A 24903-nucleotide genomic window follows, 5' to 3' on the forward strand; every position below is an offset into this window, starting at 1 on the left:
TTCAGCGGGTGATGGCGTAGCCGGCGGTGCGGGCGGTACGTTCCAGGTAGTCATATCCCATGCGCGCATACTGAAGCGGGTTCGCGACCTCCGGATCCTGTTCGGCCTCGACCACCAGCCAGCCCTGGTAACCCAGCGCTTTCAAACCGGACAACAACGTCGGGTAGTCGATGCAGCCATCACCGGGCACGGTGTATAGGCCTTCCAGCACAGCCTCCATGAACCCGAGGTCTTTCACCCTGGCCTTTTCCAGTTCCGGCGCCCGGACATCCTTGCAGTGCACATGACAGACGCGCGCGCCATGCCTGCGCAGAACCTCGATCGGATCGATCCCGCCGGAGAGGCAGTGCCCGGTATCGAGCAGAAGGCCGACACTGGGGCCAGCCAGCGCCATCAGCCGGTCGATGTCGTCACCACTTTCGATGATGGTACCGATATGGTGATGGATACCCAGCCGGATTCCGTATTCGGCGAGGCAACGGTCGGCAAACTCGGTCAGTCGTGCTGCATACGCCTGCATGCCGGTATCGTCGATCAGTGGGCGAGTCGACATCGGCCGGCAGATTTCCATAAAGCTTTCGTTCCAGGTTTCGGCGTAGACCAGCACCTTGCAGCCCTGGCTCGCCAACAGTTGCAGATGCGGGCCCGCCAGCCGCCACTCTTCGTCGGCGCTGCGCGCGACCAGGTTGCCGCTGTACCAGCCCGAGATCAACTGCAGGCCGTGGCCCTCCAGCACCTGGCTAAGCGTCTCGGCTTCACGTGGAAACTTGCCCCCCATTTCGATGCCGCTGTAGCCGACCTGCGCGGCTTCACTCAGACAGGTTTCCAGCGGGGTATCGCCCCCCAGCTCCGGCATGGCGTCATTGCTCCAGCCGATCGGGTTAATGCCAATCCTGATGGTTGCAGGGGAATAGAACATAGCGACTCCGTTATTGACTGAAATTATTATTGGAGAATTCGGGAAGCACCGGTCGCTGAGACAGAAAGACCTTGCATACCCCGTAATGAAGTAGAAAATTACAGCAGCTTCACAGCACGGTACATGACTGACGTTATTCAAAACATGTCTGAAATCACTTTCAACCCGGCACCGACGGAGGTCTACTTTGGCCGCGTCACCTATCCGCCCGGCGGCACCCATGGCCCGAGGATTCAGCGCGGACTGGAGTTCGTGCACCTGATTTCCGGCGCGGTGGAGATTGAGGTGGATGGAAACGCAAGAACACTGCTGCCGGGTCATATGGCATTGCTGCTGCCGGGGCGACACGAGCATTTTCGCTTTCATTCACAGCAACCAAGCGAACACAGCTGGTGCCAGTTTGATTTCGACCGGATTCCCGAAGGCTTCAATGACCGCTTCGAAGCGCTTTCGGCGCAGCTGGCGATCACTGCCGAGATGGAACAACTGATGGAGCTTGGAATAGCCATGACCGGATCCACCCAGGTCGACAACCACATAGCGCTAATCAAGCTCGGCGAGGCATTGCTGCACTGTTACCTGTCGCTGGATGCGCTGCCGGAAAGCAAGCGTCCGATCCCGCTGCCCCGTTTGGTACGCGAGGCCTGCAAATATATGGCCGGAAACTACCAGCAGCCGTTGACACTGAAGCAGATCGCCGACCAGTGCCACTGCTCGGTCAATCACCTGATAAGCCAGTTTAGGGTCAGTTTTGACACCACGCCGATGCGCTACCTCTGGCAACTTCGACTCAATCACGCCGAAGTGCTGCTCAAACGAACCGATATTGCAGTGTCGACGATTGCCGACCAGTGCGGATTCAGCTCACCTTTTCATTTCTCAAGGCTATTCAAGGAACGGTACCGGCAGTCGCCACGCGCCTTCCGGCAGCATGTCCGTCAACCACCCTGTTGCGAACATGATCAGGATTGAATGGCCTGCGCCATGAGCTTGACCACTGCCTCGCCAGCATCCTGATAGGGAAGAGCACCGGCAGCGTCATGGGTCGAATCGGCGGAAAGTGGATCAGATCCCGGATCTTTCATTTAAGCCCCAGCACCTCGTACACCTCCAGCCGCTTATGCTTTCCCTTGACCCTGATCGGATCCAGTGCCCTCACCTCGACCGCATCCGCCACCAATGGATGGACACTTCGGCTGATAAGAATCTGGTTGACGCCACTGTGTTCCTGAAGCCGCTTGGCGGTATTGACGTCGTCACCGATGGCGGTGTACTCGACCCGCTCCTCTGTGCCGATCAACCCAAGGACGGCGTCGCCGACATGGATGCCGATGCCGAACGAGAGGCACTGTGCTTCCGGTAGCCGGAGGTGCAGCTCGGCAAAGGCATCCCGAATCCGCAGTGCCGTCCGTACCGCGCGCAGCGCATGGTCGGGCTGCGGCAACGGCGCGTTGAACCAGGCCATGACGGCGTCGCCTAGGAACTTGTCGATGGTGCCCTCCTCCGTCAGCACCGCGTCGGCCATGGCTCCTAGGTAAGCGTTCAGCAGCTCCACCAGCGCTTCCGGAGTCAGGCGTTCGCTGATGGCGGTGAAGCCGTGGATGTCAGCGAACAGGATGCTGATGGTTTTGCGCTGGCCGCCGAGCCGCAGCCGCTCCGGGTCGATCTGCGTCAGAATCGCCGGCGATACCATGTGCTCCAGCAGCCGGCGCTGCGCTTCCATCCGCCGCATCTCGGTAACGTCGTCGAGCACGATGGCGATTCCCAGTATCTGGCGGGCACCGCGCAACGCCGACAGGTTCAACCGCCAGCACCGCTGCCCTCGGCCGGGCAACTCGGCGCTTACTTCCAGCCCGATCAGTGGCTTTTGATTGCCGCAGACCTCCTTTAGGCGTGCCGGCAACAGCCGGTTCAAAGGCGCTTCCAGCTCCTCGACCCGGCGATGGATCAGATCGGCGCTGTCATCGTGGCCAAGGATCTGCAGCGCCGCCAGGTTGCACAGGGTGATACGTCCGTCGAGATCGGTCGTCAGCACGCCACTGATGATGGATGAAAAAACATTGTCGAGCAGGTTTTTCAGCTCGGTAGTCTCAACCAGCGATTGGCGCAGCTGCTGCTCACGCGACTGCAGTTGCTCCGTCATGCGGTCGAAGGCGTGGCTCAGTCCTGTCAGCTCGCCATGGCCATCCGGCAGTCTTGTACGGGTCGTCAGATCACCGGTCTGCAGCCGCTCGACACCCTTTTGCAGCAGGGCCAGGGGCTCGAGCATATGCACGAAGGTGAAGAGCACGATGCTGCGTACCAGCAATCCCGCCATCAGCAGTGCCAGTACCAGCACTATGATCTGGATCACCGCCGGCCCCAGGGCCTCGCGCAGCGGCAACTCGACGATGGCGTACCAGGGCGCCTCCTGCAGCGCCATGCCGAAACCGATGACCGGCGCCCCGTAGAGACTTGTGTAAAAGTGCAGATCGCCGTCGGCTATCTCGACCGGCGTGCGCCCGATCTGCTCGCCGAGCGTTTGGCGGGCATGCAAGATGCGCAGATTGCGGTGCGCGATCAGCTGTCCCTGTCCATCGGCTATATACGCATAGCCGGTTTCGCCCACAGGCAGGCTGATGGCGAGACTCCAGAGCGTCGTCAGGTCGAACTGGGCCAGCAAGGTTGCGGCAAATACCCCAAGCTCGTCACTGACCGGTACAGCCAGCCGCACCGTGGGCACACTGACGTCGCCAAAATCGACCGGTCCGAGCCAAGCTTGTCCCAGACTCACGCTGCCCAGCCAGGGCTGCTCGACGATACCGCCCTGCAGCGGCTGACCCACCCGGTTGCGTTGCACCAGTATCCGACCGTCGGGGTCGATCAGTTGCAGCGCAAACAGCGTCGGCCGACGGGCGATCAGTTGACGCAGCAACTCGTTGCGGTTTTCGGTGCGGCCGAGGGCATCACCGGTCGCCAGCAGGTCGCTGCGAACATCGAGAATATAGCTGTCGAAGGCGAAATTGGCCCGCATCGCCACCTCGCGGAAGTGGCGTTCGAGACGGTCAAAGGTACCGAACAGGCTGATCATCATTGCGAAAATAAGACCCGCCATGGCAATCAGCGCCAGCACCAGCACGCGTTTGTACAGGCGCCGTCCGAGCGAGGCCCCCGGCCCCGGCAGCCTGTAGCGGCCGAGCCCGGCGAATGGGCCCCGCCCCTCCGGCAGCGAGCCACCTGCCACCCGGTGGTGCCTGCGGCGGTAACCGGAGCGATACCCGCTTGCACGCTTTCCGCGACCGCCATCCCGCCGCCGGAAAGCGATGTTGGCGTCTGACGGGCGCGGGGGAATCACAGGAAACCTCCCGCTAAATTTCGCTCGCACCGGATCATCACAGATGACTCTTATTGATATTGTCGGGACTCGCTCCTTGCAGTCTAAGAGATTTATTGCGATGCCGCCCGGGCTCCCCCCGCTGCCGCGGCGCCGCCGAAACGGCCACCGGAGGCAGTCAGTGCCTGTGGCGATGGCAACGGGGCCCAGGTTTCATACACTGATAGCATTGGCGGGATCCGCAGGAGAAACACGATGGGCGGGATCCGGGACGGGTATCCGAAGTTGCTGCCGCTGCTGGCCGGGCTGCTGTTCGCCGGCTTGCTGGCCGGTTGCGGGCCCGATGCCGGGGAAGCATCGCGGCGCCACGAACCCTCCCAGGTTCTGGCCGACAACCAGGCGCATCTGACATCGAGCATCAATCGCTACGGACCATCGGTCCGGATCCGCTCGAAGACCCCCTGGCGGATCGCCTTCCTGATGAAGAACTTCGCCTGGGCCAGCCCGTACTGGCGTCGCACGCACGAAGGCGCCGAATCGGGCAGCAAAGAGATGGGCACCTTCGTGCGCGTGCTCGGCGTCGACCGGTTCGCGATCGAGCAACAGATCAAGCAGGTCGACGCGCTTATCGCCGAGGGGCGTACCGACGGCATCATCATCGCCCCGCTGGACAGCAACCGTCTCTCTCCGGTCGTGGAAAAAGCGGTTGCGTCCGGAATTCCTGTCCTGGTCTATGACACACCATTGAACGCGGACCATATCCTGACCTTTGTCGGTTTCGACAATTTCGGCGCCGGCAGGCTGCTGGGACGCTGGATGGTCGAGCAACTGGGCGGTAAGGGCAACCTGCTGATCCTGGAAGGGCCGCCAGGGAACCAGAACGCACTGGACCGGCGCAACGGCATGATCGCGGGGCTCAGCGAAGGGGATATCAACGTGCTAAGTATGGGCACGGCCAACTGGCAGCGACATCAGGCCGAAGCGATCACGGCGGAGTGGCTGCAGCGCTTTCAGCAGGTGGATGCGATCATGGCCGCGGATGATGTCATGGCGCTTGGTGCCGCCGACGCCATAGCCAAAGCCGGACGCCACAATATTCTAGTTACCGGCTTCGACGCCAACGCCGATGCGCTGCTCGCCATTCGCACCGGACGCCTCCATGCCACCATAGCCCAGGCACCGAAACAGCAGGCCCGTCGCGCAGTGCAACTGATGGTGCGACACCTGCAGTCCGGCGTATTGTTCCCGCCGGCGCTGCTGTACGACAGTATCCACCTGATTACCTCGGAGAATGTGGCCGACTACCAGTAATCCGCTCGTGAATGGCGCCGACCCGATTCATGCGCCGGTTACGGTTTCCAGGCCGACGCATTTTCCGACCCTGCGCCAAAGACGGCCCGCGAGAGCTTGTCCATCTTGTCGAGGTTGCTCATATCGACCATCACGGGGCCGGTAATGATATCGGACTGGGCCCGGTAGCCCATCTCGAGGTACCAGTAGAGCCACTCCATCGGGATGTAGCCCTGCAACCAGAACCCCTGCTCGGACGTCACGAGCAGATGCCCGTTCTTGATGCCCGAAAGCCCGATCGGCCCCACGCCAACGGCCAGGATCGTCATGCCCCTGTCGTCCACATCGGGGTCGAGTCCCAGTTCGTTGGACACCCGCCAGGACCAGGGGGCGGTGAAATCGCCCATGTTGAGAATATAGTTGGCCTCTGGATGGCCCCCGAGGTAATCCCTGAGGGTATCCTGGAACTGCTCCCGCTCGATGCCGGTCACGAGGTAGTCGGCCGTGGCACCGACCTGCCGGAAAGCGTCCTCGATACCGCGACAGCGCTCGCGCAGCCCGGCATGATCGGCTGAAAGCAGCGCGCAGACGACCTTGGTCGGCATCGGCACATCACCGGCCCTGGCTTTTTCCAGCGCATAGATCCCGGTTTTGTAGCCCGTCAGATACTCGTCACCGCCAACATAGGTCATGTAGGGTATACGCTCGTCCGCGGGACGGGAATCGGGGACGTTGAAGGCGACGACCGGGATGCCCTTGTCGAGGGCCTTGCGAATAGGCCCCTCCAGAATAGCGGCGTCGGTGACGGATACGGCGATGCCGTCCGGATCCGTGGCGATGACCCGCTGCAGGTTGCTTGCCAACTCTTCAGCCGAGTTGGTCTCGCCGCCGACGTATTCGGTGAAGACATTGGGATAGTGCTTTTCGAAATCCGCCAGCGCCAGCGTCAGCCAGTTCATGTTCGGATCCTGGGCGCCGATGTGCGAGACCATCACGAAACGGTACATTTTTGCCGGTACAGCAGTGGAGGTGAGCAGCATCGACATCGCAACGAGACACGTCATCACCAGCTTGGGAAACGTCATCGGGGTCGTCCTGTTTTGCCACAGAAAGCGCGAGCAGATCAGCGCTTAGGCATTCTAGCTTGATGCCGGCCCGACAAGCCGGCGCCCGCCGCAGGCGCCAAAAGGCAAGACCTCAAGCGGATATGGCAACGTTGCGGATTCTGTTCGCTACAGGAAACAGCATGGCTACTTTACCCGCATTCATCAACCGGCATCGGACACGCCGGCATGCGCCATGGCGCCGAGCGACAGGGCGACGGCGCCGAATCGGAAGAGCGATTTTATCGACCGTCGGTGAAGGTGCGGCATCGGACTAGACGCGTGTTGTTGTTATTCTCGTTCAGTCTATGCAATTTCCCGCCCGGCCGCCGATTGTGCCTGCGATCTGGTGGTGCGGCCGCCACACGGTTTGTCGGGTCGCCCCAGGAACCGCAGTGATTCGGCTACGGGGAAGCCAGGGCATTCCGGCCTTTTCAGCTCGGTCGACTCACCGACGGGTCCGCACATGTAGCCGACACGGCGGTAACCGTGTTCGGCCGACAGCAGCGTTATCTCCCGACCGGCTCGGTAACGCGCGCCGCTCACTGGCGTGCTTCAGGGACAACTCGCCCCAACGCGAAGCTGCGGCGCCAACAGGCAGTCGCTTTCGGCCACGTCACCAAAATACATTTTTGCTGCCAGTCGGCCCAGCGCCCTGGCTTCGGGTTGAACCACCGTCGTCAGCAGGGGCTGCGGCACCGTACCACCATAACCCAGTACGCGCAGGTCTTCGGGCACACTCAAACCGAGCTCCGTGGCTACGTCGATCGCCGCCATCGCGATACGGTCGTCCATACACAGCAGCAGGTCAGGTCGGGGATGGCATTCCAGCGCCTCCCTGGCCGCCTGTCGTGCCGTCAAAGAACCCGTGTCGGGCAGATGCCAGATACGTCCAGGCGCCCGTCCCAGGCCACTGGCGTCCAGGGTATCGAGACAGCCCAGCAATCGCTGGACGTCCCTGCCATCGCCCCGCGCAAGCGCGTCGGCCTCCTGCACACGACACACCGGCGCACTGCGCAAAAGCCGCGGGACCAGTACCGCGGCGGATGTCACCGGCCGTCGGATCCCGTGCAGCACCGCCGCCCGCGCGCCGGCATAGTGGTCCACTCTGACCGATGGCACCCCCTCCAGCTGCGTCTCCAGGGCGACGACGCCACATCGGCTAAACCGCTCGCCTAATCGCGGGACTTCGGTTTCTCCGATGCAAATGACCCCCTCAATCAGCGCAGCTCCGCGGTGTTCCAGAACGCTCAGCCCGATCGCGGAGTTTGACAGCATCAATAGCGCCTTGCCGCGATGGTCCAGCTCCCCGGCTAAACCGCATATTAGCGCCCTTGTTTCGTCGTCATCGAGACTACGGGCAAGTTCAGTGCCGAAAATGACACCGATCACCCCGCTTCCGCCGAGGCGACGCCGACCGGCCCCGGGTCCCGCGTACCCGATGCGATTACATTCAGCAAGAATATGCTCTCGCAATTCGACGGAAAGCTGGTCAGGCCGGTTGAAGGCATTGGATATCGTGGCGGTCGAGACCTGCAGTCGCGCCGCAATCTCCTTGATCGTCAGTTTCTTGTTGTTCTGCATCGTCGTTCAGCCTGTATTGCCACCCCCCTGGGCCGGCATTAACAAACCCTGCGTTCCTGCTTCCATGCGCCGACAGGATGACCGCCAGCGATGGCGGGAATACCGATTCCATAGTCCCCTGAACCGGTGAAAGTCGTCCCTGCGCGCGCAGGATACGTACATCCCTGTACAAACCCCGCTTCGGTGCGTCCCTGTACACGCAGGATAAGTACATCCCTGTACATAAAAACCGGCGGAGCCAGGGGCCGCCGGTCAAGGTAATCAGAGGAAAGGTTGCATTTTGTTTCTCGTTAGAAGGTGTAATTAAACCGCAGACGACCACCGTAGGCGGAGTCGTCTTCGCCGACGTTGTCTGCCGTCGAGCCCGACACCGCGAAGGTGACGCTGGCGTTGTCGATATCAAACAGCGGCAGCGTGTAGGCGGCGTAGGTGGTGGTGACCTCCGGGTCCGCCCCGGCGTCGTTATCAGTTTCGGAATGGATCAGGCCCAAGCCGAAACGTCCGTACACCAGGTTGGCACCAAAGGTGGTGACCTCGAAGTCGTCATTATCGTTGTCGAGCCATGCCGCGTTCAGATTGACCAGCGCCTCGCCCAGCGCGAAGCTGACGCCTCCGCCGACACCCTGCTGGTCGATCTCGTCGCCGCTTTCAAGGTCGACGTTCTGGAACTCATATCCCAGCCGAGCCGAAAAGCCGTCGCCGCTGAATGTCAGCACCGGGCGGACGCCGGTCACCGCATCCTCGTTGGTACCATCGTCGTTGTCGTCTCCGAACAGGGTTGCGAGTTCGAAGCCGAAGCTGCTGTTGCCGTTCAGGTGCAGCGCGATCTGGCCCCCGTCGGTACCGACCCGGCCCCGTACCAGGTTCGCCTCATACACCGGTGCGCCGCCGGCGTGTACGATCAGAGTGTCCTTACCCTTGGGAAAGAGGTCGATCGCCTCGAAGCGGCCGAATTGCAGGTCCCAGCGTTGTTCGCCGAACTGGATCCACATGTCATCGGTGTGCGTATCGGAGTCCTTGGCCAGGATCAGCGTGCCTTTGCCGCGCACGAAATAGCGTTCGGAGCGGATTTCACCCCGAAGATTGGCTTCGACGCGCCCACCCTGCGTGTACTCGGTGGAACCTGGACCGTCGTCGACGGCATCGGTGTCGAGTTCGATATTGGCATCGAGGCTGAAGGTGGGATTCAGGCTGGCCGACTGCACCTGTCCGGCGGTCCCTAGCGCCAGCGTAAAAATGGAAAGCAATGCAGCAGTACCATAGTTATGGTTTTTAGCGAGCATTCGATTATCTACCGTTATTTTTATTGAGAGATTTTTATTTATGCCTGCAAAATGTCTTTTATTATCAGTCAGACATAATACAGAACACTGCGGGTGATTAATTTCACGCCGCCTATACTAAACAAACCCCAATACAAATATCGACAGACACAAAAACTTAATTTCTTCTTAATTTTTTCGCGACCGCAAAACCAATAATATCTTACGGAGCGACTGAGCAAGCGCCTGTGCCATGACTGTAGCCGTGATCAGCACTTAAGGCGGCATTGCATAACTTTCTGGTGAAACTGAACATTTAATAATAGCGATCGAAATCCCTGCAATATATATAATACTAGCAGTCATATCGGCGCCAGAAAACAAGATGGCAGTCTAATCTAGATAATAGACAGAATAATCGTCGTTTTTAGGCAAAACTTCGTTTTACCCAAAGCACAACACGGCCTGACAAAAGCTACAGCACGCATCTATTTCTAGGCTTTTACCACACCAGAATTTCGAATAAAAACGGACCCCGGCCAAGTACCGCTCGCCACCGAACATAATCCGACGAGCGGTGTCATTGGACTTAAGAACCGATTCTTAGCCCTTCTTCAGCAGCCACTCGTGATCGGGATCGTTATGGAAGATCCAGGTGCGTTCGGGGCCCGCCATGACGTTGAGGTAGTAGAGGTCGTAGCCGTGCGGTGCGCCGACCGGATGGTAACCTTCGGGGACCATCACCACGTTACGGTCTTCCACCGCCATGGTCTCGTCGAGCCTGCGGTCGTCGGTGTAAACGCGTTGGAAGGCGAAGCCCTGCGGCGGGTTGATGCGATGGTAGTAGGTTTCTTCGAGCTGCGTCTCGGCCGGTGCCGCATCGCGGTCGTGCTTGTGCGGCGGGTAGCTGGACCAGTTGCCTCCCGGCGTGAAGACTTCGCAGACCAGCAGCCGCTCGGCGACCATGTTACCGAACAGGATGTTGCATACATGGCGCTGGTTCGTGCCCTGGCCACGGGTTTCATAGCTAGTGTCGGCAGGCGTAATCAGGCGTGCCGGATACTCTCCCTTGGCCGGCGCCTTGCAGACCGCCAGCTCCAGCTCGGTGGTGGCCGTGACAACGAAGTTGTCCGACGGCGGCACGTAGACCGCATAGGGTGCCTTCTGCTCGAACACGCTCATGCGTTCGCCAAGGTCCTTCCAGCTTTCGCTCGCCGTGGCGACGTCGGCACGGCCGCTGACCAGCACCAGGCATAGCTCCTGGTCCCCGGTGGCCTGCTCAAGCACCTGACCGGGCTGCAGCCGGTAGACCTCGAAACCAACATAGTCCCAGCCGGCGGACGCCGGTGTGATGCGCTGGATACAACCCTGTTCATCGGGCGCTGAAGGCTTGGAAAGCAGTCTGGACATGGGGTCACCTTATTGTGTTGAGTGAAGCGCGAGCTAACCGGCTTCGCGCTGTTTTTCCATTCGGTAGGCCAGGCCGATCGACAGCGCCTGAGCCAGGCAAAGCGTTGAGCTCAGCGAGCGGAAGCCATGCACCTCGGCGTCGCGGACCACGAAGCAGACCGAGGCGCTGTTGGCCAGCGGGCTCAGCTGGCTGTCGGTGATCAGAATCAACGGCACGCCCTTTTCCACCGCCGCCCTGGCGACTTCCTGGGTTTCGGGGGCGTAAGGATGAAAGCTGGTCGCGATTACCGCGTCCTTCTCCCCAACCGAGCTGCCCTGCTCCTTGTACATGCCACCGACGCCGTCGATCAGGTAGGCGCGGCGGTCGATATGCCGCAGCGCATACGCAAAGTAAGTGGCAACGACAAAGGCGCGTCGTACACCGACCACATGGGTCGACTCGGCCTCGGCAAGGATATCGATCGCTTTTTCGAGATCGGCTCCATCGATGGTGTTTCGCAGCTGGTCCAGCGCACTGGCATTGGCATTGGCGAACTGGGACAGCAGTTGCAGCGGTGTCTCGCCGGAGTCGTCACCGAACTCCTCGCGCAGGAAGCGGACGCGATCGGTGTAGCTCGGCGACTCCTGCAGCAGTTTCTGTTGAAACAGCCGCTGCATCTCGCTGAAACCGCTGTAGCCAAAGGCGTTTGCGAAACGTACCAGCGTCGACGGATGAACGTCAGCATCCTTGGCAATGACCGCAACGGTGCCAAAGGCGATCTCGTTGGGATGATCGATCACGTACTGCGCCACCTGGCGCAGGCGCTTACTCAGGCTCGGATGCTGTTCGGCAATCGCCGACTTTAGATCGGCCAGTGATTGTGGTGCTGATGACATGGTTACCATCCTCTGTTGTCCAGAGCTTCTGTATAACCCTAGCGAACCAAAAATGGAATGGAAATTCCAAACAGTCAGGCATCGTTACCCGGGGCGCAGGCCGCTGAAGTGCTCTTTTTGTCGTTCTGGCACCACTAAATAAAACATTTATTCCACTTTATTGCAACAGGGAAATTGCATTCCAAAACTCCGGAAACATAGAGCTCCGGGCGTTCGTCTGTTGAGGAGCACTCCTGGACAGATCCGAGCCGGGCCACATAAATAAAAAATATTTTCTATTCTATTGCCGTTATGGAATTTTTATTCTATTCTCGGCTCAGACAGTCACCAAAGCGGGACGCAAGCAGTTTTCGCCGACCCGACCCGGTGGCGAAGACGCTGACAAGACCGACAATAAATAAAGACGCCGCTCGGAGAAGCGGCCCAGGAGACTCAACGTATGAGCAACTTCAACGACCGGCCGCTGGATGTTATCTGCCTTGGCCGCGCCGCCGTCGACCTTTACGGCGAACAGATCGGCAGCCGCCTCGAGGACATGTCGGGTTTCGCCAAGTACGTTGGCGGATCTTCCGGCAACATCGCCTTCGGTACCGCCCGCCTGGGCCTCAAATCCGCCATGCTGACCCGGGTCGGCGACGAGCATATGGGACGCTTCGTTCGAGAGGAGCTGGCCCGCGCCGGCGTCGATGTCAGCCACGTCAAGACCGACCCCGAACGACTGACCGGCCTGGTGATCCTCGGTATCAAGGACCAGGACACCTTCCCGCTGATCTTCTACCGCCGCGACTGCGCCGACATGGCCCTCGACAAGGACGACTTCTCGCCCGAGTTCATCGCCTCGAGCAAGGCGCTGCTGATCACCGGCACCCACTTCTCCACCGAGCAGACCTATGCAGCCAGCAAGACCGCGATGGAGTACGCCCGCGCCGCCGGCACCAAGGTCGTGCTCGATATCGACTACCGTCCGGTGCTGTGGGGCCTGACCGGCCTTGGCGAGGGCGAGAACCGCTTCGTATCCGATGACGGCGTCAGTGCGCACCTGCAGACGGTGCTGCCCTACTGCAACCTGATCGTCGGGACCGAGGAAGAAGTGCATATCGCCGGCGGCAGCACCGATACCATCGCCGCGCTGAAGAAGATCCGCGAACTGACCGACGCCACCATCGTGCTCAAGCTCGGCGCCCTCGGCTGTACCGTACTGGACGGCGCCATCCCCGACAGCATGGAAGCGTTCGATGTCTTCACCGGCGTGCGCGTCGACGTGTTGAACGTGTTGGGCGCGGGCGATGCCTTCATGTCCGGTTTTATGCGCGGCTGGATCCGGGGCGAAAGCGCAGAGCGCTGCTGCGCCTACGCCAACGCCTGCGGCGCCCTGGTGGTCTCGCGCCACGGTTGCGCACCGGCGATCCCGAGCGCCGAGGAACTCGACTATTACCTCGAGCGCGCCGAGTCCATTCCGCGACCGGACCAGGATACCGAGCTGAACTACCTGCATCGCGTCACCACCCGCAGTGCCGGCGAGTGGAACGAGATCTGCGGTCTGGCGTTCGACCACCGCAAGCAGCTGTTCGACATGGCGCGTGAAACCGGCGCCGACCCGGCCCGGGTCAAACACCTCAAGCGCCTGCTGGTCAAGGCAACCGAGCGTGGCGCCGGGCAGGCCGGTCTCAACGGCAATGTTGGCGTGCTGATCGACGATACTTATGGACAGGATGCGCTGAACGACGTCACCGGCCGCGGCTGGTGGATCGGCCGCCCGGTGGAACTGCCCTCCTCGATGCCGATCGAGCTGGAAGGCGGTCGCTCCATCGGTTCCCGCCTGAAGTCCTGGCCGCAGGAACACGTGGTCAAGTGCCTGATCTTCTACCATCCGGATCAGCCGGTCGAGATCCGGCTGGCCCAGGAACGCCAGGCGAAGGAGCTGTACAAGGCATGCTGCGCCTCTGGACACGAGCTGCTGCTGGAGATCATTCCGCCCAAGGATATGCCGCAGGACGACAACACCCTGCCCCGCGCACTGGCACGTTTCTACAACCTCGGCATCCGCCCGGACTGGTGGAAGCTGCCGTCGCCGAGCCGCGCCACCTGGGCCAAGCTCAGCGAGCTGATCAAGACCCGCGCTCCGCACTGCCGCGGCGTGGTACTGCTGGGGCTGGACGCACCGCCCGACGAGATCCGCGAAGGCTTTAACAACAGTGCCGGTGTCGATATCTGCAAGGGCTTCACCATCGGCCGCACCCTGTGGGCCAAGGAAAGCCGTGAATGGCTGGCCGGGGACCTGGACGACGAAGGCCTGGTCGATGCCGTCAGCAAGAACTACCTGCAACTGATTCAGTACTGGCGCGAGCGCAAGGCCAGCTAAACAGGCCTTTCAAGAATTGGAGAGCGTAACAATGAAAACCATCCGACTGACCATGGCACAGGCGGTGATCCGTTACATGACCGCGCAGAAGGTGCTGATCGATGGCGAGGTCAAGCCGCTGTTCGCAGGCGTCTGGGCGATCTTCGGCCACGGCAACGTTGCCGGCGTCGGCGAAGCCCTGTACCAGGTCCGCGACAAGCTGCCGACCTACCGTGCACATAACGAACAGGGTATGGCCCACGCCGCCATCGCCTACACCAAGACGCTGAACCGCCAGCAGATGATGGCCTGCACCGCTTCGGCCGGTCCCGGTTCGGTGAACATGGTCACAGCTGCGGCCGTGGCGCACGTCAACCGCCTGCCGGTGCTGTTCCTGCCGGGTGACACCTTCGCCACCCGTCTGCCGGATCCGGTGCTGCAGCAGGTCGAGAACTTCCACGATCATACGCTGACCTCCAACGACTGCTTCAAGCCGGTGAGCCGCTTCTTCGACCGCATCACCCGTCCCGAGCAGCTGCTGACCTCCTTGCCGCAGGCACTGCGCGTGCTGACCGACCCCATCGAGTGCGGTCCGGTCACCCTGGCGCTGCCGCAGGACGTCCAGACCATGGCGTACGACTATCCGGAACACTTCTTCGACGAGAAGATCCACCGCCTGCGCCGTCAGGCGCCGGACCTGGCCGAACTGGAAGAAGCGATCGCGCTGATCCGCCAGGCGAAGAAGCCGCTGGTTGTCGCCGGTGGCGGCGTCCACTACTCCGGCGCCCTCGCGGAGCTGGACGCGCTGGTAAGCCGCTGCCACCTGCCGGTCGGCGAGACGCAGGCCGGCAAGGGTGCCCTGCCCTGGGACCACAGCCAGAACATGGGCACCATCGGCGTCACCGGCGCGGCCTCGACCAACACACTGGCCGCCGAAGCCGACCTGATCATCGCTGTTGGTACCCGCCTGGGCGACTTCGCCTCCGGCTCCCGCGCCATGATCAACCCGGATGCCAAACTGCTGTGCATCAACGTCGCGTCATTCGACGCCATCAAGCACAAGGGCCAGCCGCTGGTCGGCGATGCCAAGCTGACGCTGCCGCAGGTGCTGGCCGGCCTTGACGGCTGGCAGCCCGAGGGCGGCTGGATCGAGAAGGCGGCCGAGCTGCGCAACCAGTGGAACCGGACCGTCGATGTCGCTACCAGCGATCGCGGCACCAACCTGCCGACCGACGCCGAAGTGGTCGGTGCGGTCAACCGTGCCGCCGGCGACAAGGACATCGTCGTCTGCGCCGCCGGTGGCCTGCCGGGCGAACTGCAGAAACTCTGGCGCACCCGCTTCGACAAGGGCTACCACATGGAGTACGGCTACTCCTGCATGGGTTACGAGCTGGCTGGCGGTCTCGGCGCCAAGATGGCCAAGCCCGACTCCGAAGTGTTCGTGATGGTCGGTGACGGCTCCTACCTGATGCTGAACTCCGAGATCGCCACCTCGGTGATGCTCGGCTACAAGGTGATCATGGTGGTACTCGACAACCGTGGCTACGGCTGTATCCACCGCCTGCAGCAGTTCTGCGGCGGTCCCGGGTTCAACAACCTGCTCGACGACTGCCTCACTGTCGAGAGCGGTGCGCCGAAGACCGATTTCGCAGCCCACGCGGCGGCACTCGGCGCGCGCTCCGAGAAGGTCGGCAACATCAAGGAGCTGGAAGCGGCGCTGGAACGCGCCAAGGCCTCCGATATCAGCTACCTGATCACCCTCGACACCGACGCGCTCAACGTCACCGAAGAAGGGGGTTCCTGGTGGGATGTCGCGGTACCGGAAGTGTCCGCACGCGACGAAGTGGTTGAAGCGCGCCGCCGCTACGAGAGCTTCAAGGCACGCCAGCAGAAGAACCTTTAAACCGTTTTGTCAGCCACGCGATAATATTTTCAGGAGAATAAGATGAGCGTACGACTGGGCATCAACCCGCTGACCTGGACCAACGACGACATGCCGGCGCTGGGCGCCGAGACGCCGCTTGAGACCTGCCTCAGCGAAGGCCGCGAAGCCGGCTACAGCGGTTTCGAGCTGGGTCACAAATTCCCCCGCACCCCCGAGGCGCTGGGGCCGATCCTCGACAAGCACGGCCTGAGCCTGGTCTCCGGCTGGTACAGCAGCCAGTTGCTCGAACGCAGCGCCGAGGAGGAGATCGAGGCGATCCAGGAGCACCTGCACCTGCTCAAGTCCCTGGGCGCCAAGGCGATGGTGTTCTGCGAGGTCACCGGCTGCGTCCACGGCCAGCGTGAAACGCCGGTCAGCAAGCGCCCCATGATGACCGACGAGCAGTGGGACCTGCTGCTCGAGCGCATCGACGTGATGGCGAAGTACTGCCTCGAACAGGGTGTGCAGATCGCCTACCACCACCATATGGGCACCGTGGTCGAAACCGAGGAGGAGATCGACCGCCTGATGGCCGGCACCTCCGACGCCGTCGGCCTGCTGCTGGACAGCGGCCACCTGACCTACGCGGGCGGTGATCCGCTGGCAATCCAGCAGCGCCATGCCGACCGCATCGTACACGTACACTGCAAGGATATCCGCCGTGAGGTGATGATCGACGCCAAGAACCGTGATCTGAGCTTCCTCGACGCGGTGCTCAACGGTGTATTCACCGTACCCGGCGACGGCTTCATCGACTACGCGAGCCTGTTCAAACAGCTCAAGGCCAGCAACTACGAGGGCTGGCTGGTGGTCGAGGCGGAGCAGGACCCGTCGGTCGCCCACCCGATGACCTACGCGCGGCTTGGACACGACGGCCTGCAACGCTTCTGCAAGGAAGCCGGTCTCGATATCCGACGCTAAACCATAAGAACTTGTGCGACCGGAGACGCCGGTCGCCACCGACACGCATACAAGAGGTCAACACAATGCAGACCCTGGGTAACTACATCAACAACGAAGCCGTCGCGAGCCAGAGCGGTCGCACCGCAGAAGTCTTCAATCCGGCCACCGGCGAGCCGAGCCTGAACGTGGCGCTGTCCACCGCCGATGAAACCCGCGGCGCCATCGCTGCCGCTGCCGAAGCGCTGAAGACCTGGAGCAAGGTCACCCCGCTGAACCGCGCCCGCATCCTGTTCAAGTTCAAGGCCCTGATCGAAGAGCACGCCGACGAGCTGGCCGAAATGATCACCTCCGAACACGGCAAGGTGTTCTCCGATGCCAAGGGTGAACTGACCCGCGGCCTCGAAGTGGTCGAATTCGCTTGCGGTATCCCGCACCTGCTCAAGGGCGAACACAGCCTCAACGTCGGCCGCGGCGTCGACAGTTACTCCAAGATGCAGCCGGTTGGCGTCTGCGCCGGTATCAGCCCGTTCAATTTCCCGGCCATGGTGCCGATGTGGATGTTCCCGATCGCCATCGCCTGCGGCAACACCTTCGTGATGAAGCCGTCGGAGAAGGACCCGAGCACCACCTATCGCCTGGCCGAGCTGCTGGCCGAAGCCGGCCTGCCGAAGGGCGTCTTCAACATCGTCAACGGTGACAAGGAAGCGGTCGATGTGCTGCTGACCGACGACCGCATCGCCGCGGTCAGCTTCGTTGGCTCCACGCCGGTGGCCGAGTACATCTACAAGACCGCCAGCGAGCACGGCAAGCGTGTTCAGGCGCTGGGTGGCGCCAAGAACCATATGGTGGTGATGCCGGACGCCGATCCCGAGCAGGTGGTCGGTTCACTGATGGGCGCCGCCTACGGCTCCGCCGGCGAGCGCTGCATGGCGATCTCTGTTGCCGTCTGCGTCGGTGACGAAGTCGCGGATACCCTGATCGAGAAGCTGAAAACAGAAATCGGCACCATGCGCGTCGGCCCCGGCATTGGCCTGCCGGAAGAAGCCCACATGGGCCCGCTGATCAGCCGCCAGCATGCCGACAAGGTCAAGGGCTACATCGACTCCGGCGTCGAGGAAGGCGCCAGCCTGGTCGCCGATGGCCGCAAATTCGTCTACGAAGGCCACGAGAACGGCTACTTCGTCGGCCCGACCCTGTTCGACAACGTCAAGCCCGGCATGCGCATCTACGACGAGGAGATCTTTGGCCCGGTACTGTCGGTGGTCCGCGTCGACTCCTACGCGGAGGCGGTCAGGCTGATCAACGAGCACGAGTATGGCAACGGCACCGCCATTTTCACCCGTGACGGCGACAGCGCGCGTCAGTTCTGCGAGGAAATCGAGGTTGGCATGGTCGGCGTCAACGTGCCTATCCCGGTACCGATGGCATTCCACAGCTTCGGCGGCTGGAAGCGCTCGCTGTTCGGTCCGCTGCACATGCACGGTCCTGACGGCGTCCGTTTCTACACCAAGATGAAGACCATCACCGCTCGCTGGCCGACCGGTCTGCGCGCCGGCGCCGAGTTCTCGATGCCGACGATGAAGTAACCTGCCCCCGGGGAGGCGGTATCCGCCTCCCTTTTTTAGGTTCTTCACAGATTAAAGTGAACCCCTGCGATCAATCCGTAGGATGGATGGAGCCGCATTGGTACTCCGTTAATCGCGTCTAGCGAATTTGACGCGGCGTAACCCATCAATGGTTCTGGCTTGTGTAGTACGGATCTGACACCCCGCGATGGGTTGCACGACGCCCTGGCTGCATCAGTGACGGATACACTGTGCCAAAACGTCGTTCCACCCATCCTACGAATTATTACTACACCACTATCACTGCTTGTCTCTCCACTCAGGTTTCACGGTTACCTGAGACCCTTTTGGGAGCCTCAGGCTCCCATTTTTTATGCCCGGTCGCCGTCCGCTATCGAAATCAGGGGCGCGCTTCGCAAAGCGGAACTGGCGCCAACGCCGATAGGAGTCGTCACGTGATCGAAGACCCGCTGTTTTACCTGGTCGCCATTCCGGCGATCCTGATCGTCGGCATTTCCAAGGGCGGTATGGGTGGAGGGCTTGGCATCGTGGCGGTGCCGATGATGTCGCTGGTCATATCCCCGGCTCAGGCAGCGGCAATACTGCTGCCGATACTTTGCGTCATGGACCTGTTCGCGCTTTGGGGCTTTCGCGGCGTCTATGATCGAGCCAACCTGCGCCTACTGCTGCCGGCTGCCTTTGTCGGCATCGCCGTCGGAACGCTCACCTACTCCCATCTGTCCGAAGCGCACATCAAGCTGATCGTCGGGCTGACGTCCCTGTTGTTCGCCGCCAACTGGCTGCTGCAGCGCCTGGGCACACAGAGGCTGGAGGCCAGAAATGCCGGTCCGGTCGCCGGTCGCCTGCTGGGCGCCCTCGCCGGCTTCACCAGCTTCAGCGTCCACGCCGGCGGACCACCGGTCGATATGTACCTGCTGCCGCAACGGCTGGACAAGAGCCTCTTCGTCGGCACAACGGTGATCTTCTTCACCGCCGTCAACTACGCCAAACTGGCCCCCTACGCCTGGCTCGGCCTGCTGAACACAGACAATCTCGTCACATCCCTCGGACTGATGATACTGGCGCCGGTCGGAATCCGGCTCGGCCTGTGGCTGCATCATCGCATTCGCGACGAAAGCTTTTATGCGCTCTGCTACGCGCTGCTGCTGGTCGCGGGACTCAAGCTCAGCATCGAGGGTGCCGAAGGGCTGCTGTAGACATGCGGACCCGACTTGGCGGGGAGCCCGGCTGTGATAGCATCGGGCTCGTGGAGATGAACGCCCGCCCCGCTGGAGGCCACTGCCACTTCCTCGGATAAACCCTCAACAGACAGACGCCAGTAATTCAAGGCCCCAATTCTCTGCAGGCCAGATAGAGGCATACCCCGCACTGGCGGTTTGGCGGTTCGGAAATGAAAGCCGCCGGCCACGCCAGCACCTTCAGGTAACCAGCTTTTTTAGCTCTTTAGGGCCCGCGAAACTGCGCGCAAGCCGTCACTACCTCGGCGAAAGCCGGTGCGGCGCGCTGATCGATTAAAAATCGCACGTGCCGGGGGCGCACGCTCGTCCCTGTTTCAGATGGGACCTCCGCAATACGATCTGCCCCGGCGCGATGAACCGGCTGCCCTCGGTTTCGCCACGCTCCAGCCGGGTGACCGCCTCGGTCGCAAGCCGTTCGAAGGGTTGCCGGTAGGTCGTGAGGTTGTAACTGGCGGAAGCCCCCAACTCGATATCATCGAATCCGACGATGGCGATATCGGCGTCGTTGCCGAACTCGCGCAGCGCATCCAGCGCACCAATGGCCAGGTTGTCGTTTTCACAGAAAATTGCATCGACCCGACCGTCGGCTTTCGAGTGAGTGAGGTAGTCCATCAGCACCTCGTAGCCACGCTGGCGCTGGTAGCAACCAGCCTGGAGGGTCAACTCGAGCTTCAGCCCCTCCTCCGCCAGTGCGGCACTGAAACCATCCAGGCGTTTCAGCTGTGTCGAGCCACTGGGCGGACCGGCCATGTAGCCCAGGCGCCGGTAACCCTGTGCCAGCAGCAAAGTCGCGAGTTGCTCCCCGGCCTGGTAATCGTCGGTCGTCACGACCTGGACACCGGGAATCTTACTGTCCCGGTACAACACGATCAGCGGTATATGCCGGATTTCCTTGATCAGGTGGACGAACTCGTCCGGCAATGTCGCCCCGAGAAAGATAACGCCATCCACCTGGAACTGGTCGGCCAGCAATAGCGCCGGGGCATAGCCATGATCGGCATTGATGTTCAGCAGCATCGTCGAATATCCCTTGCGCTGAAGCTGGCGGGTCACCTCGTTCAGCACCGGCAGGATATTGAGGTTGGCGAACTCGTCCACCACCAGCCCCACCATATTGGACCGCTTCTTGGTCAGGCTCCGCGCCAGCAGATTCGGGCGGTAGCCGAGCTCCTCGGCCGCCTTCATGACGCGCTTGCGACTGTCCGGAGAGATGTAGGCCCCCGCCGTGAAGGCGCGAGATACCGTCCATTTGGAGACGCCGGCTTTTTCGGCTACGTCGCTGGCAGTGACCTTGCGCGCACTGCCTTTGGTGGTTTTATCATTCATCGAATACTGAACTGTTGACTGAGTCCTGAAGATCGGACTATCTTATATGCAATCGGGTGCAGAGGCACCTTTCTTTTCCGCTAGATATGCTACCGGTTGCAGGCTGCTCTTTCATTTTGAGCAGCGATCGTACTCGAGTCCGGTCCAGCAAGGTCAAAAGCAGTTTCAATTTCGGCAGCAGCAGCCGAGACCAACCCTATCCTGATGGGATTGCCCGGGTCGCAAGGCCCGGGCTTTTTTGTATCTTTTCCCGGCGGTGTTGAAGTACAGGAGCCGCACCGATATTCAGCAAGAGCGCCAGTCCACGAACAAGAAGCGGATAATCCCGGGCATCAACCCAAGCGCCGCCAGTCGCAGGGAAGGACAGCCTGACCAGTCGGAAATCGGGCCAACGGCGCTTCGCTCCTTTTTTCGAAAGCCGTGCTTGACAAGCATCTGCAACCGGGTGCAGCATTACACCATCTGCACTCGGTTGCAGAGCAAGCATTCGATCGACCCGCGTCGTTTCACCAACCAAGCTCTCGGAGAACAATAAATGACGACACAGGCTAGCCCGGCAGATCAGCCTTTCACGCTGGCGGTATGCGCCGAAATGGTATTTAGCAACCTCCCGGTCGCGGAGCGCATCAAGCGTATCGACGCGCTGGGATTCCAGGTCGAGATCTGGGACTGGACCAAACACGACCTGAAAATGCTGGCCAGCAGCGGCGCCACCTTCTCGTCGATGACCGGCTATGTCACCGGCACCCTGTCCGACGACGCGGGGGCGGATGAGCTTCTGCGCACCGCGGAGCAGTCGATTCCCGTTGCACGCGACCTAGGCATACCGCGCCTGAATCTGCATGGCACCGGCCTCGACAATCGCGGACTGCCGGTCAAGCCGGCCCACACCATGACCGGTGCCATGTGGATCAAGGCGGCGCAGACCCTCGACCGGCTGGCCGAGCTCGGAGAGCGGCACGGCGTCACCTTCGTGCTCGAAAATCTCAATACCGAAGTCGATCACCCGGGCGTGCCCTTTGCCCGTGCACAGGACGTCCTCGAACTGGTGGCCGGCGTCAACCGCCCGGGGCTGCGCATGATGCTCGACCTCTATCACGCCCAGATCGGAGAGGGGAACCTGATCGAACTGATCCGAAGGAGCGCCCCCTATATCGGCGAAATCCAGGTCGCCGACGTCCCAGGTCGCTGCGAACCCGGCACCGGGGAAATCAACTATCCCGCGATCGCCAAGGCGCTCTATGACGTTGGCTATCGCGGCAACATCGGCCTCGAGGGCTGGGCGTCCAGCGACGACGAACTCGCGCTGGAACGCTTCCGCAAGGCCTTCACCTATCCGTTTTCCGCTAACGCCTGACCCTGACCATTGCCCGGAGGACATATCATGTCGCGCAACAAAATCATCAACATCGGCCTGATCGGCGCCGGTCGCATCGGCTCCTTCCACGCCGAGAGCGTGGCCCGCCGCCTGGTGGACGCCAACCTTGCCGCCATCGCCGACCCGGCACCGGGCGCAGCGGAGCGCCTCGCCGCCACCCTCGATTGCCCGGTCGCCACCACCGACCCGAAGGAACTGCTGGCCAATCCCGATATCGACGCCGTCATCATCGCCTCGCCGGCGCGCTTCCACGCCGGTCTCGTGGAAGCCGCCGCCGAAGCCGGCAAGGGCGTGTTCTGTGAAAAACCGATGGCACTGACCCTCGAGGAAGCGGACCGCGCAATCGCCGCCGCGAAGCAGGCCGGGGTCGCGCTGCAGGTCGGCTTTAACCGCCGCTGGGACCAGGCATTTGCCGAGGGACATGCGGCCATTACCGACGGCAAGGTCGGCACGCCACAGTTGCTGCGTTCACTGACCCGTGATCCCGGTCCCTACCAGGGCGATCCGGCCAGGACCCCGCAGTGGACGATCTTCTACGAGACCCTGATCCATGATTTCGACACCCTGCTGTGGCTCAATGCCGGCGCCAAACCTGTAGAGGTCTACGCTGTCGCCGATGCGCTGATCCGCCCCGATTTCAGGGACGCCGGTCATCTGGATACCGCGGTCGTCACCATCCGCTTCGACAATGGCGCCATCGCGGTGGCCGACGCCAACTTCAGCGCCCTCTATGGCTATGACGTACGCGGCGAAGTGTTCGGCTCCGCCGGCATGGTGACGATGGGCGACGTGCGGCGCTCCAGCATGACCCTGTTCGGCGCCGGCGGCGTCTCCAACGATACCTGGCGCCTGGATGCCCATCACTTCGTCGGCGCCTACACCGCTCAACTGGCGGCCTTCGTCGAGTCGGTCCGGACTGGTGAGGTCATGGGCCCGACCGGCAGCGACGCGCGCGCCGCGCTTGAGATCGCACTGGCCTGCATCCAGTCAATAAAGGATAAGGCGCCCGTCCGTATCCGGTGACGGGCAAAACCCGCGGAAGCGCCCGCCTTGGGCGTTTCCACCCCAATGACCAGGAGAAAAATAAAATGAATAAGAAGCTACTGTCCGCTGTATGCATGTCCCTTGCCCTGTCCGGCACCGCGTCGGCCCAGGAACTGAAAGTCGGCATCGCCATGGCAACCTATGACGACAACTTCATGACATTGCTGCGCACGGGCATGGAGCAATACGCCAATGAGATCGGAGTCGACGCCCAGATCGAGGATGGCAAGAACGAGGTGGGGACTCAGTTCAACCAGATTCAAAACTTCATCGCCTCGGGTATCGATGCGATTGTCGTGAGCCCCGTCGATACCGATGCGACCGTTTCGATTAGCGATGCCGCGGAGGCGGCCGGCATTCCCCTGGTATATGTCAACCGTCAGCCCATCAACGTCGACGTGCTGCCCGACAACCAGGCCTTCGTCGCGTCCAACGAAGTCGACTCCGGTACGCTGCAGACCCAGGAAGTGTGCCGGCTGCTGGGCGGCAAAGGCAAAGTGCTGGTGCTGATGGGCGCGCTGACCGATCAGACCGGCATTCAGCGCACCAAGGATATCCATGATGTCATCGCCACCCCCGAGTGCTCACGCATGGAGGTCGTGGCCGAAGAATCCGGCCTCTGGCAGCGCACCATGGGCAACAACATCATGACCAACTGGCTGTCGGCGGGTCTCGAGTTCGATGCCGTCATCGCCAACAACGACGAGATGGCCATTGGCGCCATCCAGGCGATGAAGGCAACCGGGATCGACATGGACAAAGTCGTCGTCGCCGGCGTCGACGCCACCGCCGACGCTCTGCAGGCGATGCAAGCCGGCGAGCTCGACGTCACCGTCTTCCAGGACGCCAAGTCGCAGGGCCGGGGCGCCGTCGATGCTGCCGTCCGGCTCGCAAAGGGAGAAGACGTCGACCAGAAAGTCTGGGTGCCCTTCGAACTGGTGACGCCGGAGAACATGCAGAGCTACATCGATCGCAACTGATTCATCCTAGGGGCTGTTGACTCGACACACGTCAACAGCCCCTAACAGCTCCTGATCGTGGGCCGGCACCTTCGGGTAACCGGCCCTTTTTTGTATTGAGTGAGCAGGCTTTAGTAGATCCGTCGAGACCGTGGGCGGCGCCTCGCCGCGAATGTACGCGCCGGATTTGTTCGCCTCGAGGCGAGGCTCTCACGAAAGCAAACCGAGGCTAGGGTACGCAAGGGTATTGAAGCCCCTCGCCGAGAAACCTTTCGATGGGGTTGAAAAGGAAAGCGGGAGAGAATGAAAAGCCGGCCGGCGAATGCCGGCCGGATGGAGGAAGGTGTTACTTGAAGTACTTGTTGACGTAGCGCTGGATCTCGCCGCGCATGAAGCGCGAGGACGACTCCGCACGCTCTTCCCAGGCGAAGACGCAGCTCGACAGCA

The 24903-nt window shown here is 61.6% G+C and carries 19 protein-coding genes; 10 read left to right on the forward strand and 9 right to left on the reverse strand.

Annotation, left to right across the window (positions count from 1 at the left end; genetic code table 11):
• Position 1: 1 nt before the first annotated feature.
• Positions 2-919, reverse strand: a complete 918-nt coding sequence (gene iolE, locus IEX85_RS15390) for a myo-inosose-2 dehydratase (RefSeq protein ID WP_188861487.1) — start codon at positions 917-919, stop codon at positions 2-4.
• 123 nt (positions 920-1042) lie between these two features.
• On the opposite strand from iolE (IEX85_RS15390), the gene IEX85_RS15395 reads away from it, so the two are divergent.
• Positions 1043-1891, forward strand: coding sequence for a helix-turn-helix transcriptional regulator (locus IEX85_RS15395; protein ID WP_188861488.1), 849 nt, complete (start codon positions 1043-1045; stop codon positions 1889-1891).
• Here the strand turns inward: IEX85_RS15395 and IEX85_RS24145 are convergent.
• Both IEX85_RS24145 and IEX85_RS15400 read right to left on the reverse strand, forming a co-directional pair.
• Complete coding sequence (locus IEX85_RS24145) at positions 1882-2004, reverse strand: hypothetical protein (protein ID WP_268238088.1); 123 nt, start codon at positions 2002-2004, stop codon at positions 1882-1884. The two genes, IEX85_RS15395 and IEX85_RS24145, sit on opposite strands and share 10 nt — an antisense overlap.
• Positions 2001-4253, reverse strand: coding sequence for an adenylate/guanylate cyclase domain-containing protein (locus tag IEX85_RS15400; RefSeq protein ID WP_188861489.1), 2253 nt, complete (start codon positions 4251-4253; stop codon positions 2001-2003). Before IEX85_RS15400 ends, IEX85_RS24145 begins: the two co-directional genes overlap by 4 nt.
• Before the next feature lie 234 nt (positions 4254-4487).
• On the opposite strand from IEX85_RS15400, the gene IEX85_RS15405 reads away from it, so the two are divergent.
• Positions 4488-5543, forward strand: a complete 1056-nt coding sequence (locus IEX85_RS15405; protein ID WP_188861490.1) for a sugar ABC transporter substrate-binding protein — start codon at positions 4488-4490, stop codon at positions 5541-5543.
• A 38-nt stretch (positions 5544-5581) separates the two neighbouring features.
• On the opposite strand, the gene IEX85_RS15410 is transcribed toward IEX85_RS15405, so the two are convergent.
• From IEX85_RS15410 to IEX85_RS15430, 5 genes are all read right to left on the reverse strand, one after another.
• Entirely contained in the window at positions 5582-6607 is a 1026-nt protein-coding gene (locus IEX85_RS15410; protein WP_188861491.1) for a substrate-binding domain-containing protein, read from the reverse strand.
• Positions 6608-7180: 573 nt separating this feature from the next.
• Positions 7181-8209: a substrate-binding domain-containing protein gene (locus IEX85_RS15415; protein ID WP_188861492.1), complete on the reverse strand. Its 1029-nt coding sequence runs from the start codon at positions 8207-8209 to the stop codon at positions 7181-7183.
• Positions 8210-8499: 290 nt separating this feature from the next.
• A complete protein-coding gene (locus IEX85_RS15420) occupies positions 8500-9492 on the reverse strand; it encodes a carbohydrate porin (RefSeq protein ID WP_188861493.1) in 993 nt (330 codons plus the stop codon).
• A 582-nt stretch (positions 9493-10074) separates the two neighbouring features.
• Entirely contained in the window at positions 10075-10881 is an 807-nt protein-coding gene (iolB, locus tag IEX85_RS15425) for a 5-deoxy-glucuronate isomerase (RefSeq protein WP_188861494.1), read from the reverse strand.
• 33 nt (positions 10882-10914) lie between these two features.
• The gene (locus IEX85_RS15430) at positions 10915-11757 is read right to left on the reverse strand and encodes a MurR/RpiR family transcriptional regulator (RefSeq protein ID WP_188861495.1); all 843 of its coding nucleotides are present in this window, start codon (positions 11755-11757) and stop codon (positions 10915-10917) included.
• A gap of 439 nt (positions 11758-12196) precedes the next feature.
• On the opposite strand from IEX85_RS15430, the gene IEX85_RS15435 reads away from it, so the two are divergent.
• The 5 genes from IEX85_RS15435 to IEX85_RS15455 all read left to right on the forward strand — a co-directional run bounded on the left by IEX85_RS15435 (position 12197) and on the right by IEX85_RS15455 (position 19707).
• Positions 12197-14119, forward strand: a complete 1923-nt coding sequence (locus IEX85_RS15435) for a bifunctional 5-dehydro-2-deoxygluconokinase/5-dehydro-2-deoxyphosphogluconate aldolase (RefSeq protein WP_188861496.1) — start codon at positions 12197-12199, stop codon at positions 14117-14119.
• A 31-nt stretch (positions 14120-14150) separates the two neighbouring features.
• A complete protein-coding gene (iolD, locus tag IEX85_RS15440; RefSeq protein WP_188861497.1) occupies positions 14151-16001 on the forward strand; it encodes a 3D-(3,5/4)-trihydroxycyclohexane-1,2-dione acylhydrolase (decyclizing) in 1851 nt (616 codons plus the stop codon).
• A gap of 42 nt (positions 16002-16043) precedes the next feature.
• Positions 16044-16943 carry a myo-inosose-2 dehydratase gene (iolE, locus tag IEX85_RS15445; protein WP_188861498.1) on the forward strand — a complete coding sequence of 300 codons (900 nt, stop codon included), beginning with the start codon at positions 16044-16046 and terminating at the stop codon, positions 16941-16943.
• 65 nt (positions 16944-17008) lie between these two features.
• On the forward strand, positions 17009-18511 hold the full coding sequence (locus tag IEX85_RS15450; protein ID WP_188861499.1) for a CoA-acylating methylmalonate-semialdehyde dehydrogenase: 1503 nt from the start codon (positions 17009-17011) through the stop codon (positions 18509-18511).
• A gap of 434 nt (positions 18512-18945) precedes the next feature.
• Entirely contained in the window at positions 18946-19707 is a 762-nt protein-coding gene (locus tag IEX85_RS15455) for a sulfite exporter TauE/SafE family protein (protein WP_188861500.1), read from the forward strand.
• A 315-nt stretch (positions 19708-20022) separates the two neighbouring features.
• On the opposite strand, the gene IEX85_RS15460 is transcribed toward IEX85_RS15455, so the two are convergent.
• Positions 20023-21075, reverse strand: a complete 1053-nt coding sequence (locus IEX85_RS15460; RefSeq protein WP_188861501.1) for a LacI family DNA-binding transcriptional regulator — start codon at positions 21073-21075, stop codon at positions 20023-20025.
• A gap of 535 nt (positions 21076-21610) precedes the next feature.
• Between IEX85_RS15460 and IEX85_RS15465 the strand changes: the two genes are divergently transcribed.
• From IEX85_RS15465 to IEX85_RS15475, 3 genes are all read left to right on the forward strand, one after another.
• Positions 21611-22432 carry a TIM barrel protein gene (locus IEX85_RS15465; RefSeq protein WP_188861502.1) on the forward strand — a complete coding sequence of 274 codons (822 nt, stop codon included), beginning with the start codon at positions 21611-21613 and terminating at the stop codon, positions 22430-22432.
• Between the two features lie 27 nt (positions 22433-22459).
• A complete protein-coding gene (locus tag IEX85_RS15470; RefSeq protein ID WP_188861503.1) occupies positions 22460-23476 on the forward strand; it encodes a Gfo/Idh/MocA family oxidoreductase in 1017 nt (338 codons plus the stop codon).
• Positions 23477-23541: 65 nt separating this feature from the next.
• Positions 23542-24477, forward strand: a complete 936-nt coding sequence (locus IEX85_RS15475; RefSeq protein WP_188861504.1) for a sugar ABC transporter substrate-binding protein — start codon at positions 23542-23544, stop codon at positions 24475-24477.
• Positions 24478-24903 lie beyond the last annotated feature (426 nt).

The sequence above is a fragment of the Marinobacterium nitratireducens genome (assembly GCF_014645375.1).
Classification (GTDB): Bacteria; Pseudomonadota; Gammaproteobacteria; order Pseudomonadales; family Balneatricaceae; genus Marinobacterium_A; species Marinobacterium_A nitratireducens.